13 protein-coding genes and 1 pseudogene are annotated in these 14,066 nt (G+C 74.6%); 3 read left to right on the top strand and 11 right to left on the bottom strand.

The window, feature by feature from the left end; all coding sequences use genetic code 11:
- Positions 1–202 precede the first annotated feature (202 nt).
- Complete coding sequence (locus ACF09E_RS24035; protein ID WP_361860570.1) at positions 203–661, bottom strand: ATP-binding protein; 459 nt, start codon at positions 659–661, stop codon at positions 203–205.
- 15 nt (positions 662–676) lie between these two features.
- On the bottom strand, positions 677–1,030 hold the full coding sequence (locus tag ACF09E_RS24030) for an STAS domain-containing protein (RefSeq protein WP_361860573.1): 354 nt from the start codon (positions 1,028–1,030) through the stop codon (positions 677–679).
- A gap of 82 nt (positions 1,031–1,112) precedes the next feature.
- Between ACF09E_RS24030 and ACF09E_RS24025 the strand changes: the two genes are divergently transcribed.
- Positions 1,113–3,818 (top strand): DEAD/DEAH box helicase, encoded by a 2,706-nt coding sequence (locus ACF09E_RS24025; RefSeq protein ID WP_392206927.1) that lies wholly within the window; start codon positions 1,113–1,115, stop codon positions 3,816–3,818.
- 40 nt (positions 3,819–3,858) lie between these two features.
- Here ACF09E_RS24025 and ACF09E_RS24020 read toward each other — a convergent pair.
- From ACF09E_RS24020 to ssd, 7 genes and pseudogenes are all read right to left on the bottom strand, one after another.
- A pseudogene (locus ACF09E_RS24020) lies at positions 3,859–4,086 on the bottom strand (Rv3654c family TadE-like protein); the annotation flags it as partial.
- Between the two features lie 104 nt (positions 4,087–4,190).
- On the bottom strand, positions 4,191–4,577 hold the full coding sequence (locus tag ACF09E_RS24015; protein WP_392206926.1) for a TadE family type IV pilus minor pilin: 387 nt from the start codon (positions 4,575–4,577) through the stop codon (positions 4,191–4,193).
- Positions 4,564–4,701 (bottom strand): DUF4244 domain-containing protein, encoded by a 138-nt coding sequence (locus tag ACF09E_RS24010; RefSeq protein WP_392206925.1) that lies wholly within the window; start codon positions 4,699–4,701, stop codon positions 4,564–4,566. The genes ACF09E_RS24015 and ACF09E_RS24010 overlap by 14 nt, the downstream gene beginning before the upstream one ends.
- Positions 4,702–4,952: 251 nt before the next feature.
- Positions 4,953–5,711: a type II secretion system F family protein gene (locus tag ACF09E_RS24005; protein WP_392207098.1), complete on the bottom strand. Its 759-nt coding sequence runs from the start codon at positions 5,709–5,711 to the stop codon at positions 4,953–4,955.
- Positions 5,712–5,725: 14 nt separating this feature from the next.
- Positions 5,726–6,619, bottom strand: a complete 894-nt coding sequence (locus ACF09E_RS24000) for a type II secretion system F family protein (protein ID WP_392206924.1) — start codon at positions 6,617–6,619, stop codon at positions 5,726–5,728.
- Complete coding sequence (locus ACF09E_RS23995) at positions 6,616–7,782, bottom strand: TadA family conjugal transfer-associated ATPase (RefSeq protein WP_392206923.1); 1,167 nt, start codon at positions 7,780–7,782, stop codon at positions 6,616–6,618. The genes ACF09E_RS24000 and ACF09E_RS23995 overlap by 4 nt, the downstream gene beginning before the upstream one ends.
- Complete coding sequence (ssd, locus tag ACF09E_RS23990; protein ID WP_392206922.1) at positions 7,779–8,924, bottom strand: septum site-determining protein Ssd; 1,146 nt, start codon at positions 8,922–8,924, stop codon at positions 7,779–7,781. Before ssd ends, ACF09E_RS23995 begins: the two co-directional genes overlap by 4 nt.
- A gap of 451 nt (positions 8,925–9,375) precedes the next feature.
- Here ssd and ACF09E_RS23985 point away from each other — a divergent pair, with 451 nt between their 5' ends.
- Positions 9,376–10,242, top strand: coding sequence for an HAD-IB family hydrolase (locus tag ACF09E_RS23985; RefSeq protein WP_392206921.1), 867 nt, complete (start codon positions 9,376–9,378; stop codon positions 10,240–10,242).
- Between the two features lie 360 nt (positions 10,243–10,602).
- Here ACF09E_RS23985 and ACF09E_RS23980 read toward each other — a convergent pair whose 3' ends face one another.
- Complete coding sequence (locus tag ACF09E_RS23980; protein ID WP_361847559.1) at positions 10,603–11,421, bottom strand: oxidoreductase; 819 nt, start codon at positions 11,419–11,421, stop codon at positions 10,603–10,605.
- Between the two features lie 102 nt (positions 11,422–11,523).
- Between ACF09E_RS23980 and ACF09E_RS23975 the strand changes: the two genes are divergently transcribed.
- On the top strand, positions 11,524–12,510 hold the full coding sequence (locus ACF09E_RS23975; protein ID WP_392206920.1) for an ATP-binding protein: 987 nt from the start codon (positions 11,524–11,526) through the stop codon (positions 12,508–12,510).
- Here the strand turns inward: ACF09E_RS23975 and ACF09E_RS23970 are convergent.
- Positions 12,498–13,829, bottom strand: coding sequence for a hypothetical protein (locus ACF09E_RS23970; protein WP_392206919.1), 1,332 nt, complete (start codon positions 13,827–13,829; stop codon positions 12,498–12,500). The two genes, ACF09E_RS23975 and ACF09E_RS23970, sit on opposite strands and share 13 nt — an antisense overlap.
- Positions 13,830–14,066: the final 237 nt, after the last annotated feature.

Here is a 14,066-nt window from a genome sequence, read left to right as displayed (position 1 = left end):
CGGCGCGTCGGCGCCCCGGGCCGGGCCCGCGCGCGCAGGCCACGGGCGGGCGGGGACGGTGAGGACCGACGGGAGGGCACGGCTCGGCCCCGGGCCCGCGTCCCAGCCCCGGCCGCCTCCGCGAACGAGAACGAGAACGAGAACGAGAAGAGGCCCTGCGGGGCAGGGCCTCTTCTCGTTGCGCTTCGCGTCGTCGCGCGGGTCAGGACAGCAGGTCCGCCGCACTCACCGGCCAGCTCATCCGGATGGTGCCGCCGTCCTCGCCGGCGCTCACCTCGACGTCGTCGACGAGCCCGCGGATCACCGCGAGGCCCATCTCGTCCTCACCGTCGGCGTCGTCGAACTCCTCGGCCGGGGCCGCGGCCCGCGCGCCGGGGACGCCGACGGCATCGGCCGCCGCGACCCCCGCACCCGGGACCTCGTCGCCGACCTCGATGGAGAACGTCTTCTCCTCCTCGGTCAGCACGACCCTGATGGGCGTCGACACGTCGTTGCTGCGGTGCAGCCCGACGGCGCGCGAGCACGCCTCGCCGACGGCGAGCCGCACCTCGTCGAGGACCGCCTCGTCCACCCCGGCCCGGCGCGCGACCGCGGCCGCCACCAGGCGGGCCGTCCGGACGTGCTCGGGCTGGGCGCTGAAGCGGAGTTCAACGGTGGCCATACGAACCCCCTGGGCTCAGTCGACGGCGTTGACGGCCTCGTCGACCGAGTTGTGGATCGGGAACACCTTGGTGAGACCCGTGATCCGGAAAATCTTCAGAATGCGCTCCTGGTTGCAGACCAGACGCAGCGAGCCCTCGTGGGCACGCACGCGCTTCAGGCCGCCGACGAGCACGCCCAGGCCGGTGGAGTCGAGGAAGTCCACGCCCTCCATGTCGACGACCAGGTGGTAGCTGCCGTCGTTCACCAACTCGACCAACTGCTCGCGCAGCTTGGGCGCGGTATACACATCAATCTCGCCACCGACCTCGACGACCGTACGGTCGCCACCAGCGCCGGACACATTGCGAGTCGACAGGGACAGGTCCACGGATCCTCCAGCACCTTGCTATCGAACGATCGTTCTCCACTGGGTCTCCCGGGCGGAGTCAGGGAACTGATCGCCAGCCGCGATGGCATTCAATCACTTACCAGCAGCCATGCACGACGCCTTAGAGGCATTGTCCGTCATGGCAGTGACACACTCGGTGCCGATGGCAACCAATCAGCGCCCCCGCCGACCGGCCGGGGAGACGGGCAGCCGCCCCTCCCCCGGCATGGTCCTCGACCGGCTCTCCTCGGGCGAGAGCCGGGCCGCGCGCATCACTCATACGGAGCACATGCCCGCCCGGGAGGGTCGGCATGCCGTCTGGCCGCACCGCATCCGTCCGGAAGTGATCGCGGCGATCGAGTCGGCCGGAATCGACCATCCGTGGGCGCACCAGGCCGAGGCCGCCGAGCACGCCCTGGACGGCGAGCACGTGGTCATCGCCACCGGCACCGCCTCCGGCAAGTCGCTCGCCTACCTCGCCCCCGTCCTGAGCACCCTCCTGGACGGCTCGGAGGCACCGAACGGCCGCGGGACCACCGCCCTGTACCTCTCGCCCACCAAGGCCCTCGCCGCCGACCAGCGGCGCGCCGTGCGGGAACTGGCCGCCCCGCTCGGCAACCGGATCCGCCCCGCCGTCTACGACGGCGACACCCCCGTCGAGGAACGCGAGTGGGTCCGCCAGTACGCGAACCACGTGCTGACCAACCCCGACATGCTGCACCGGGGCATACTCCCCTCCCACCCCCGGTGGGCCTCCTTCCTGCGCGCCCTGCGCTACGTCGTGATCGACGAGTGCCACACCTACCGGGGCGTCTTCGGCTCCCACGTCGCCCAGGTGCTGCGACGACTGCGCCGGATCTGCGCCCGGTACGGCTCCGAGCCGGTCTTCCTCCTCGCCTCGGCGACCTCCGCCGACCCCGCCGTCGCCGCCGGCCGCCTCACGGGCCTGCCGGTCACCGAGGTGTCCGACGACGCCTCCCCGCGCGGCGAACTGGTCTTCGCCCTGTGGGAGCCGCCGCTGACCGAGCTGCACGGCGAGCGCGGCGCGCCCGTGCGCCGCACCGCCACCGCGGAGACCGCGGACCTGCTGACCGACCTGACGCGCCAGGGCGTCCGCTCGGTCGCCTTCGTGCGCTCCCGGCGCGGCGCCGAGCTGATCTCGGTCATCGCCCAGGAGCGGCTCGCCGAGACCGACCGCTCACTGGCCCGCCGGGTCGCCGCCTACCGCGGCGGCTACCTCCCCGAGGAGCGCCGGGCCCTGGAGCACGCCCTGCACTCCGGCGAACTCCTCGGCCTCGCCGCCACGACCGCCCTGGAACTGGGCGTGGACGTCTCCGGCCTCGACGCCGTCCTGATCGCCGGCTACCCCGGTACCCGGGCCTCCCTGTGGCAGCAGGCGGGCCGCGCCGGCCGCTCGGGCGAGGGCGCCCTCGCGGTCATGATCGCCCGCGACGACCCGCTCGACACCTACCTGGTGCACCATCCCGAGGCGATCTTCGACCAGCCGGTCGAGTCGACCGTCCTCGACCCCGACAACCCGTACGTCCTCGCCCCCCACCTCTGCGCCGCTGCCTCGGAGCTGCCGCTGACCGGGCCCGACCTGGACCTCTTCGGCCCGGCCGTCCCCGACCTGCTGCCCCAGCTGGAGGGCGCCGGGCTGCTGCGCCGCCGCTCCACCGGCTGGTACTGGACCCGCCGCGAGCGGGCCGCCGACCTCGCCGACATCCGGGGCGGCGGCGGCAGCCCCGTGCGGATCGTCGAGGCGGGCACCGGCCGGCTGCTCGGCACCGTCGACGAGGCCGCCTCCCACGCGGCCGTCCACGAGGGCGCCGTCCACCTCCACCAGGGCCGCACCTACCTGGTGCGGGAGCTCGACCTCAAGGACTCCGTGGCACTCGTGGAGGAGGCCGTCCCGCCGTACTCCACCACCGCCCGCGACACCACCTCCATCGCCGTCCTGGACACCGAGACCGAGATCCCCTGGGGGGCCGGCCGCCTCTGCTACGGCTCCGTCGAGGTCACCAACCAGGTCGTCTCCTTCCTGCGCCGCCGTCTCATCACGGGCGAGGTGCTCGGCGAGACCAAGCTCGACCTGCCGCCCCGCACCCTGCGCACCCGGGCCGTGTGGTGGACGGTCACGGAGGACCAGCTCGACGCCGCCCGGATCACCCCCGAGATCCTCGGCGGCGCCCTGCACGCCGCCGAACACGCCTCCATCGGCATGCTGCCGCTCTTCGCCACCTGCGACCGCTGGGACATCGGCGGCGTCTCCGTACCGCTGCATCCCGACACCCTGCTGCCCACCGTCTTCGTGTACGACGGCCATCCGGGCGGCGCGGGCTTCGCCGAGCGGGCCTTCCACACGGCCGAGGCCTGGCTGAAGGCCACCCGCGAGGCCATCGCCTCCTGCGAGTGCGAGGCGGGCTGCCCGTCCTGCATCCAGTCCCCGAAGTGCGGCAACGGCAACGACCCGCTCCACAAGCGCGGCGCGGTCCGCCTCCTCACGGAGATCCTCCGGGAGGCCCCGGAACCGCCGCCCACGGACCCGACGCCGGAACCGACCCCGCAGACCCCAAAGCCGAGCTCGGAGGCCCAGGAGGCCCAGGAGGCCCAGGAGGCTCCCGGGGCCCCAGAGGGTCAAGGTGCTCAAGGGGCCCCCGGGGCCACCGAGGGTCCTGGTGCTCCGGAGGCTCCCGGGGCCACCGAGAAGCCGGAGAAGCCCGAGGAGGCCCGGAACCCGTCCGAGGCGTCCCGGAACCCGCCTGCCGCGGCCCCGCCCGGGACCTGACCTCCGGCCGGTACGGGCCGCCCACGACCCGGGCGGCCACCTCCGCGAGCTCGCCCCGCACCGCGCAGCCCACCAGCTCGGCGCCCTGCGCCGCGGCCACCCGCGAGGCCGCCGCACAGGCCTCCGCCTCGCCCCACAGCGCCCGGTCGGCGGCGGCGAGCGCCGCCAGGTCGGCCGCCCCGCCGGCCCGGTGCCGGGCCGCCACCGCCTGCCCGAGCGCGAGCACCGCCCCGAAGACCGCACACAGCGCACAGGCCGCGAAGGCCACCCAGACGGTCGCCGCACCCCGCTCCCGAGCCCGAGCACGGCCCCGGAACCGTCCCCCGGCCCGCGCCGGGCCACGGGCGCGGCCGCCGAGCGTGGCTCCGGGCGTCACGACGTGACGCCGGCCGCCGGGACGGGCGGCGCCGAGGCGCCGGCCGCCGTGTCCTCCGCGAGCGCCGCCGCCTCCGCCCGGAGGGTCACTCCCATGCCTCCGGGACCCGGGGCCACGGCCTCCACCGTGACCCGCCAGAGGTCCCCCGACCGCGTCACCGCGATCCGCGCGCCCTCGGGCGCCGCGGACCGCGCGGCCGACTCGGCCGCGGCCGGGGGCTCGGCGCGGGCCGCGACCCGCGCACCCGCCCGCGCCGCGTCCACACAGCGGATCTGCGCGGCGGCGGCCGCGAGCCCCCAGAGCAGGGTGACCGTGAAGAGGGCGAGGACGGGCAGCGCCAGCGCCGCCTCCACGGTCACGAACCCCCGGTCAGAACGGCGCATCGAGAGCCTTGCCGATCATCGACTCGAGCGCCCCGGAGACCGCCCCGCTGGTCACGATCTTGTACAGGACCGCGGCGAACCCGGCCGCCGCGATCGTCCCCACCGCGTACTCGGACGTGGTCATCCCCGCGTCCCGGCGCGCCGCCTCCCGCCGCACCCTCCGCCGACGCCCCATCGCCGCACTGACTCCCATGCCGACCTCCTCAACTCGTCGTTCTCGTCGTTCTCGTTGGCTTCGTTGGCTTCGTTCGCTTGGTTCGCTTGGTTCGCTTCGTTTGCTCGGTTCGCTGCGATCGCTCGGATCGCTTCGTCCGCGCCGTCCGTCCCGTCCTCGGCCCACCCGCACCTCACGTCCTGCCGTGCCGGGCGTCCGGCTCATCCGGCCGGTCCGTCCAGGAGTCCCGTCGCCAGGCCGATCACCACCGGGGCCACTCCCACGGCGAGGAAGGCCGGCAGGAAGCACAGCCCCACGGGCCCGCTGATCAGCACCTGCGCGCGGCGCGCCCGGGTCGCAGCCGTCCGGGCCCGGGCCGAGCGGAGCGCCGCCGCGTGCCGGGCGACCGCCTCCGCCGCGGGCGCGCCCGAGGAACCCGCCCGCTCCAGGCACCGCGCGAGGCCCGCGGCGCCCGGCAGAGCGCCGAACCTCCGCCACACCTCGGCCGGTTCGCCACCGAGCCGCAACTCGGCCGCGGTGCGGGTCAGCCGCTCGCCGAGCGGCCCACCCAGGGACCGTCCGACGGCCTCCGCCGCCTCTCCCGGCCCGGCTCCCGCCGAGGCGCAGGCCGCCAACAGATCGGCGGCCAGCGGAAGGTGACGCGCCGCGTCGTCCTCGGTCCCACCCGGCGCCGCGGACCGGCCGGCGGTGCGCCGACGTACCGCCACGGCCACCGGACCGGAGGCGGCCAGCGCGCCCGGCACCCCGAACAGCACCCAGCCGAGCCCCGCCGCCCCGAGGGCAGCGAGCCAGTGGCCCAGCCACCGCGGCGGGCCGGCGCGGGCCTTCCGCCGCGGCGGCTCCGGGGCGGGTAGCAGGTCCCTCCAGCGCCGCCGCACCCCGCGCGCCCTGCGGCGGCGCGCCAGCTCCCGCACCGCCGGCTCGCAGCCGACGAGCACCACGACGGCCAGCGCGACCATCCGCACGGCCCCGGTCACGTCCGCTCACCTCCTCGCACGATCCGCGCGGCCCACCACAGTCCGGCCGCTTCCAGGGCCCCGCCCACGACGAGGCAGCCCAGACCGGCCGGTGTGTGCAGCAGCACCCGCAGCGGATCCGCACCCAGAGCGGCGCCCAGGGCGACACCCGCCAGCGGCAGCACCGCGAGGACGACCACCGTCGCCCATGCCCCGGCCAGTTCGGCACGCAACCGCTCGCGCTGCTCGCGGTGCTCCCGCAGGGCCGCCTCGAGCCGGTCGAGCCCGGCGGCCAGGCCCGCGCCGCCGTCCACGGCCACCTGCCAGCAGGCCGCCATGCCCGCGAGCCCGTCGGCGCCGTCCTGGACGGCCGCCCTCCGCAGGGCCGCCGGCACGTCCCCGCCGAAGCGGGCGGCCGCGAGCACCGCCGCCTCCTCCGGCCCCAGGGCGCCCGTCTCACGGGCCGCGAAGGCCAGTGCCTGCGCCGGCTGCCAACCGGCCCTCAGCTCCCCCGCGACGGCCCCGCACAGGGCCACCACGCGCTCGGCCCGCGCCTCGCGCTCCCGCCGCCGTCCGGCCTCCCTCAGCCGCCGTCCGACGAGCGGCACGGCGACCGCACCCGCCACCAGCGGAAGCGGCGACTCGCCGAGCACCGCGACGACTCCTCCCGCCGGCAGGCACAGCCAGGCGCGACGCCCCCGGAGCACCGCCCACCAGCGGGCGCCCAGGACCGCCGGTCCCGCGCGGCCGCCGACCGCCCCGGGGCGCACGGCGGGCCCCCCGGCGAGCACCGCCCGCGCCCGGCCCGTGACCCGTCGCCGCTCGGCCGCCTCCCACAGCGCCACCAGCGCGCAGAGCGCCACCGCCGCCCGGGCCGCCTCCCCGGCGGACACCACCACCGTCGTCGTCACGCCCCTCCTCCGATCAGTGCGCTCAACCGCTGCCAGCCCCGCTCCCGGACGAATCCGGCCGGGCCCCAGCGCAGCGCGGGAACCGTGCGCACCAGGCCGTCCCGGTCCCGCTCCAGTACGTGCACCTCGGCGATCCGCCGCCGCCCGTCCCGGTCCCGCGCCAGATGGAGGACCACCGAGAGGCCCGCGCCCAACTGGCTGTGCAGGGCGGCCCGGTCGAGCCCGGCCGCCGTGCCCAGGGCTTCGAGCCGTGCCGGCACGTCCGCCGCCGTGTTGGCGTGGAGCGTGCCCGAGCCTCCCTCGTGACCGGTGTTGAGGGCGGCGAGCAGGTCGACCGCCTCGCCGCCGCGGACCTCGCCGACCACCAGCCGGTCCGGCCGCATCCGAAGCGCCTGCCGGACCAGGTCCCGCAGCGTCACGAGCCCCGCACCCTCCTGGTTCGCCGGCCGCGCCTCGAGGCGCACCACGTGCGGGTGGTCGGGCCGCAGTTCCGCCGAGTCCTCCGCGAGGACGATCCGCTCCCGCTCCCCCACCAGGCCGAGCAATGAGGCCAGCAGCGTGGTCTTCCCCGTGCCCGTGCCACCGCTGACCAGGTACGACACGCGGGCGTCGATGAGAGCGCGCAGGACGGGGGCGCCGCCGGGCGGCACCGTGCCCGCGGCCGCGAGTTCTTCCAGGGTGAAGGCCCGCGGGCGGACCACCCGGAGCGACAGGCAGGTGGAGCCGACGGCCACCGGGGGCAGCACCGCGTGCATCCGGGTGCCGTCGGGCAGGCGCGCGTCGACCCAGGGCCGGGCGTCGTCGAGTCGGCGTCCGGCCACCGCCGCGAGCCGCTGCGCGAGCCTGCGCACGGCGGCGGCGTCGGTGAAGGACACCGGGGCCCGCTCCAGGCCGGCGCCGCGGTCCACCCACACCCGGTCGGGTGCGGAGACCAGGACGTCGGTGACGGCCGGGTCGGCGAGGAGCGGTTCGAGGGGGCCGGTGCCGATCAGTTCGCACCGCAACTCCTCTGCGGCGCCGAGCACTTCCGTGTCGCCGAGGAGGCGTCCCTGCGCCCGCAGCGCCGCCGCGACCCGTGCCGGGGTGGGATCGGACCCGCTGGCCGCGAGCCGCTGCCGGACGGCGTCGAGCAGCCCGGCACCACCGGCCTGGGCCCCGGTCACGCCGCACCACCGGGTGCGAGGGCACGCGCCCAGAAGGCGTCGCAGAACCGGCCGAGCGGTCCTCGCGGCTCGGCGCCCGGCGGCACGCCCGCGTCCTGATCGGCCACGATCCCCGGGTCGTAGGGGAGTTCGCCGACGAGCGGCAGCCGGAGCGCGTCGGCGACCCAGCGCTCGTCGAGTCCGGCCGCGTACGGCCCGCGGACCACGGCCCGCAGGTCGCGCACCCCCGTCGCGAGGGTGGCGACCACGCGGTGGGCGGCCGCGACGGCCCTCAACTCGCCCGGCACGACGAGCAGTCCGACGTCCAGCTGGGCCTGCGCCTCGACGGCGGCCGGGTCGGCGCCGCGCGGCAGGTCGACCACGACGACCCCGCCCCGGCGGCGGGCCGCGGCGAGCACGGACCGCACCGCCTCGGGCGGCACCGGCGCCGCGGGCTCCCGGCCCCAGCTGAGCACCCGGACGCCCCGCACGGAGGGCAGGGACTCCTCCAGGGCCCCGCCGGCCAGCCGCCCCTTGGAGGCGGCGAAGTCGGGCCATCGTCTGCCCTCCTCGCGCTCGCCGCCGAGCAACACGTCCAGGCCTCCGCCCAGAGGGTCGCCGTCGACGAGCAGGGTGGGCCGCCCGGCGCGCGCGGCGGCCAGCGCGAGGCCGCAGGCCAGGGTGGAGGCGCCCGCGCCGCCACGGCCGCCGACGACCCCGACGGTCGGCGCCGGCCTGCCCGCCCCCTCGGCAGCGTCGGCGATGCGGTCGACGAGGACGCCCTCGGCGTCCGGCAGCCGCAGCACGCACTCGGCCCCGATCTCGACGGCGAGCCGCCACACCCCGGGGTCGTCCCGGTCCCGTCCGACGAGGACGGTCCCCGGGCGGCGCGCGGCCCCCCGGCACCGCGCCGCGGCGTCGTCGCCGACCAGGACGAGCGGCGGGTCGGTCCAGCCCGCGCGCCCCTCCGGCACCCGGTGGTGCACCTCGGGCTCGACCCCGGCCGCGGCGCACAGCCGCAGCAGGTCGTCGAGCAGTCCGAGGTCCTCGGTGACGATCAGCGGGCCCGCGCGGCGCTGCTCGCGCTCCCCGGTCCCGTCCGCCCCGCCCGGCGCCGGACCCCGCCTCGCGCTCCCGGCCCGGGAAGTCCTGGTTGCCTCCACGGCGCACACCCCTCTCGTGATTCCTGCCGTTCGCGAACTTCGCGACAGGAATCACCGTGGGGCCGAACCGGAAATCCTGGTGATCTTGCTGAAAAACCGGGGATATCCGAAGCCCTGTGAATAACTTCGTCACCCCTGCGGGGACTGCCCGGAACGCAGCCCGCCGGTTACTGTGGGTGAGGAATCGAGGCATCCGGCACGGCGCCGGACGAGGGCCGTACGACGGCCGGAAAGAAGGGAGCGGACGATGTCCCAGCGCACCGAAACGGCTCCGGACATGCGACGACCCCCGCCGGGGGGGAGAGCGGGGGTCGTCTCTCCGGCCGACTCGGGGGGGGAGGAGCCGGACCGGGTTAGCACGGTCGCGAACGATCCGTGACTTCCATGGTGTACCCGAGAGCCTTCTCAGGCAAACCCACGCGCCCCAGCGTACGCCGAATGGCGGGCACCTATGCTCAGGCTTGTGGAAAACCACTCCTTGCCGCGCACAGCCGCCTTCTTTGACCTGGACAAGACGGTCATTGCGAAGTCCTCGACGCTGACCTTCAGCAAGTCCTTCTACCGGGGCGGACTGATCAGCCGCCGTGCCGCCCTGCGGACGGCCTACATCCAGTTCGTCTTCCTGGCAGGTGGGGCCGATCACGACCAGATGGAGCGGATGCGCGAATACCTTTCCGCGCTCTGCAGAGGCTGGAACGTGGCCCAGGTGAAGGAGCTCGTCGCCGAGACCCTTCACGACCTGATCGACCCGATCATCTACGACGAGGCCGCCTCCCTCATCGAGGAGCACCACGCCGCCGGGCGCGACGTCGTGATCGTCTCGACCTCCGGCGCCGAGGTCGTCGAGCCGATCGGCGAGATGCTCGGCGCCGACCGGGTCGTCGCCACCCGGATGGTGGTCGGCGAGGACGGCTGCTTCACCGGTGAGGTGGAGTACTACGCCTACGGGCCGACCAAGGCCGAAGCCGTCCGCGACCTCGCGAAGTCCGAGGGCTACGACCTCGCGCGCTGCTACGCGTACAGCGACTCGGCGACCGACATCCCCATGCTGGAGGCCGTCGGCAACCCGTACGCGGTGAACCCGGACCGGGCGCTGCGCCGGGAGGCGGCGGCTCGGGAGTGGCCCGTCCTCGCGTTCGAGAAGCCCGTGCGGCTCAAGCAGCGGCTGCCCGAGTTCCGCATGCCGCCCCGACCCGCGCTCGTCGCCGCGGCGGCGGTGGGTGCGGCGGCCGTCGGCGCCGGACTCGTCTGGTACGCGGCCCGTCGCCGGCAGGCCGCGGGAGCCCATCGGCTCGCCGATGGCTTTGCCCGGATTTGAGCAATACGCAGAGAAGTGGATCCAGCACTTTCGCTTCCACCCCGACAGGAGTAGAAAGGAATCAGGCCCGCGAGACCGAGGACATCCGAGAGGATCACCTGTTGAGCATGAAGGCCCCACGGACCTAGCACAGAAACCGAGCACCCACGCGACGTCGACCCGTCGATTACGGGCCAGCCGCACCAGGCCACGGGCAAAGTTCCCGGCCTGATGGGCACATTTTCGAGGACGCATGGTAACTGGGTGGACGTGCCAGCGGCGGTACCAGAACTGGTGCCGCCGCAACCCGTTCCGGGCCCCGCGAGGGGCCCGGACTCGTCTGTGAGGCCCGGTCCGGCAGCCCTCCGACGGGGTGGTGGCTCAGGCCGCGCCGCGCTGGAGCGCCTCGCAGACCGCGGTCGACTCGCGGACGCCGAGCTCGACCGAACGACCGCAGTGCGCGATCCAGCCGCCGACGCCCTCCGGGGTGCCCGACAGGTACCCCTCGAACGCGGCGAGGTACGCGGCCCGTCCCTGCTCCGCGTGGCCGACCTCCGCCGGGCAGATCGCCTTCGGGTCGAGCCCGCTGCCGACCAGCGCGATCCGCTCGGCGGCGCGCGCGACCAGGCCGTTGTACGAGGTGAAGGGGCGCAGCGCCAGCAGCTCGCCGTGGACGACGGCGGCCGTGACGAGCGCGGGCGCCTCGCCGCCCGCGACGATCAGCTCCGCCAGGCCGTCGAGTCGTCCGCCGACCTCGGCGGGCGTCGGAAGGGGGGTCGTGACCAGCGGTTCGTCCACGGTCTCGCCGTCCAGCCGGGGCCGGCCCACCGAGTCGCCCGGGTCGCCCGCGGCGACGAGGTGGAGGCGGGCGAGGACCCGCAGCGGCGACTGGCGCCAGATGGAGAGCAGCTGCCCGGCCTCGGCGCCGAGGCGCAGGGCGGCGCCGACGGTGCGGGCCTCGGCGTCGGCGCCGAAGTCGGTGCGGCGGCGGACCTCTTCCAGGGCCCAGTCGGCGCCGGAGAGGGCGGCGGAGCCGCGGGCCCCGCGCAGTGCGGCCTCGGAGGAGATCTCGTTGCTGCGGCGGCGCATCACACGGTGGCCGTAGACCCGGTCGACGGCCTTGCGTACGGAGTCCACCGCGTCGGCGACGCCCGGCAGGGAGCCGAGAGCGGCCAAGGGGTCAGAGGCGTGCGTACTCATAAGTAGGGAGGCTACGCGTCCCGGCGGCCCGCCCCACGATGGAGTGGTCTTCTTCACGCATCGCGACCACGCGCCGCGTTCATGCCACTACGCTAGGTGAACATGAAGATCGCTTTCGTGGGGAAGGGCGGCAGCGGCAAGACCACGCTGTCCTCGCTCTTCATCCGTCACCTCGCCGCCAACGAAGCCCCCGTCGTCGCCGTGGACGCCGACATCAACCAGCACCTGGGCGCCGCGCTCGGCCTGCCCGAGGCGGAGGCCGCCGCGCTGCCCGCGATGGGGGCGCACCTGCCGCTGATCAAGGAGTACCTGCGGGGCAGCAACCCGCGGATCGCCGACGCCGACACGATGATCAAGACGACGCCGCCCGGGGAGGGCTCGCGGCTGCTGCGGGTCAGCGAGGAGAACCCGGTCTACGAGGCCTGCGCGCGGCCGGTGACGCTGGACGACGGCGAGATCCGGCTGATGGCCACGGGTCCGTTCACGGAGTCGGACCTCGGGGTCTCCTGCTACCACTCGAAGGTCGGGGCGGTGGAGCTCTGCCTGAACCACCTGGTCGACGGCGCGGACGAGTACGTGGTCGTCGACATGACCGCCGGCTCGGACTCCTTCGCGTCCGGGCTGTTCACCCGTTTCGACATGACCTTCCTGGTGGCGGAGCCGACCCGGAAGGGGGTCTCGGTGTACCGCCAGTACAAGGAGTACGCGCGGGACTTCGGGGTGGCGCTCAAGGTAGTCGGGAACAAGGTGCAGGGCCAGGACGACCTGGACTTCCTGCGCGCGGAGGTCGGCGACGACCTGCTCGTCACGGTGGGCCACTCGGACTGGGTCCGGGCGATGGAGAAGGGCCGCCCGGCCCGCTTCGAGCTCCTGGAGGCCGAGAATCGGATGTCGCTCCAGGCCCTCCAGGACGCGGCGGACGACTCGTACGCCGACCGCGACTGGGACCGCTACACCCGCCAGATGGTCCACTTCCACCTGCGGAACGCGGAGAGCTGGGGGAACGCGAAGACGGGGGCCGACCTGGCCGCCCAGGTCGACCCCGACTTCGTCCTCGCCGAGAGTCTCGGCGCCGTTCAGCCCGTCTGACGCCCGTCACCGGGGCGGGCGGCGGCCGGGGCGCCGGCGGCCGTGGCGGGGGCGGCCGGGACCTTCGCCGGCTGGGGGGCGAGGAAGGCCTTCCAGCCGGCCGCCGGGGCCTCGCCGACCTTGAGGGTACGCATCTTGGCGATGACGTCGGGGTCCTGGGCGTCGAGCCAGTCGGCGAGCTGCCGGAACGACACGCACTTGACGTCCTTCTGGACGCAGACCGTGGCGATGGTCTCCTCGATGGCGCGCATGTACACGCCGCCGTTCCAGGACTCGAAGTGGTTGCCGATGATCAGCGGCGCGCGGTTCCCCCGGTAGGAGCGCTCGAAGGCCTGCACCAGGCCGTCCCGCATCTGGTCGCCCCAGTACTCGCGCTGGGACGGGTCGCCCTGGGTCGTGCCCGGGGACTGGTTGACCATGAAGTTGTAGTCCATGGACAGGGTCTGGAAGGCCCGGCCCGGGACCGGCACGAGCTGGAGCGAGAGGTCCCACAGGCCCAGGTCCTTCTTGGGCCAGATGTGGTCGTTGACGCCGCTCGTGTCGTAGCGGAAGCCCAGCTGCGCGGCGGCCTGGACGAAGTTCGTCCGCCCTTCGAGGCAGGGGGTGCGGGCGCCGACGAGCTCCTTGTCGTAGTCGAAGGGCAGCGGCTGCTCGGCGCGCAGCCCCGCGTTGGTCTTCCAGTTCTTGACGAAGGACTTCGCCTGCTTGATCTCGCTCTTCCACTCCTCGACGGACCAGGTGCCGACGCCGCCGTCGGCGCCGCAGAAGTGCCCGTTGAAGTGGGTGCCGATCTCGTTGCCGTCCTGCCACGCGCCGCGCAGCTCGCGGACGGTGGCGCGAATGCCCTCGGTGTCGTTGAAGCCGATGTCGGAGCGGCCGGCGCTGTGCTGGGGCGGGTCGTAGAGGTCCCGCTTCTCCTCGGGCAGCAGGTACACGCCGCTGAGGAAGTACGTCATCGTCGCGTCGTACTTCTTGCCGACCTTGCGGAAGTGGGAGAACAGCTTCTGGCTGTCCTCACCGGCGCCGTCCCAGGAGAAGACGACGAACTGCGGCGGGGTCTCGCCCGGCTTGAGGCGCTGCCAGACGGGCTGGTGGGGCTGGGCGCCGGTGAAGGCGGTGGAACCGTCGCCGATCAGGCGGACCGCGTTCTGCGGGGCGGCGGCGGGCTTCTCCTTGGCGCCCGCACCGCCCGGCGCACTCTTCGCGCCCGTGCCGTCGGAGCCCGAGCAGCCGGCGAGGCCGCCGATCAGGGCGACGGCGAGGGCACCGGCGGCGAGCGCCTTCCTCTGGGCAGTGGTCCTTCTCCCGGCGGCTGTCATGCGCGCACCTCTCCTCGGTTCCGTACGAGCGGCGTCAACGTCGCACCGCGACAGCCGGAGAGATGAAACGACAAGCGGTATTTCGTTCGCCCTTCACCGGAACCGGTGAATCATTGCCCTGTTTGCCCCGAAAATAATGCCGCAGACTTTACTCTCCATTACTATTCGATTACCGAGCGTTGATCCTCGCCTGGCGGGGATCCCGCCTTGCCGCCGCAACGCATCCCGCCGCTGCAC

Origin of the sequence: Streptomyces sp. NPDC014891 (assembly GCF_043081085.1) — a bacterium.
GTDB lineage: Bacteria > Actinomycetota > Actinomycetes > Streptomycetales > Streptomycetaceae > Streptomyces.
Note: the sequence above shows the minus strand (reverse complement) of the source record. Positions and strands in the feature narration are given on the sequence as shown.

Bases quoted from the DNA above. Each gene is read 5' to 3' on its own strand.
- ACF09E_RS24035 (WP_361860570.1), bottom strand. From the start codon at position 661: ATGGCCACCGTTGAACTCCGCTTCAGCGCCCAGCCCGAGCACGTCCGG.
- ACF09E_RS24025 (WP_392206927.1), top strand. From the start codon at position 1,113: ATGGCATTCAATCACTTACCAGCAGCCATGCACGACGCCTTAGAGGCA.
- ACF09E_RS24015 (WP_392206926.1), bottom strand. From the start codon at position 4,577: ATGCGCCGTTCTGACCGGGGGTTCGTGACCGTGGAGGCGGCGCTGGCG.
- ACF09E_RS24010 (WP_392206925.1), bottom strand. From the start codon at position 4,701: ATGACCACGTCCGAGTACGCGGTGGGGACGATCGCGGCGGCCGGGTTC.
- ACF09E_RS24005 (WP_392207098.1), bottom strand. From the start codon at position 5,711: ATGGTCGCGCTGGCCGTCGTGGTGCTCGTCGGCTGCGAGCCGGCGGTG.
- ACF09E_RS23985 (WP_392206921.1), top strand. From the start codon at position 9,376: ATGCTCAGGCTTGTGGAAAACCACTCCTTGCCGCGCACAGCCGCCTTC.
- ACF09E_RS23980 (WP_361847559.1), bottom strand. From the start codon at position 11,421: ATGAGTACGCACGCCTCTGACCCCTTGGCCGCTCTCGGCTCCCTGCCG.
- ACF09E_RS23975 (WP_392206920.1), top strand. From the start codon at position 11,524: ATGAAGATCGCTTTCGTGGGGAAGGGCGGCAGCGGCAAGACCACGCTG.
- ACF09E_RS23970 (WP_392206919.1), bottom strand. From the start codon at position 13,829: ATGACAGCCGCCGGGAGAAGGACCACTGCCCAGAGGAAGGCGCTCGCC.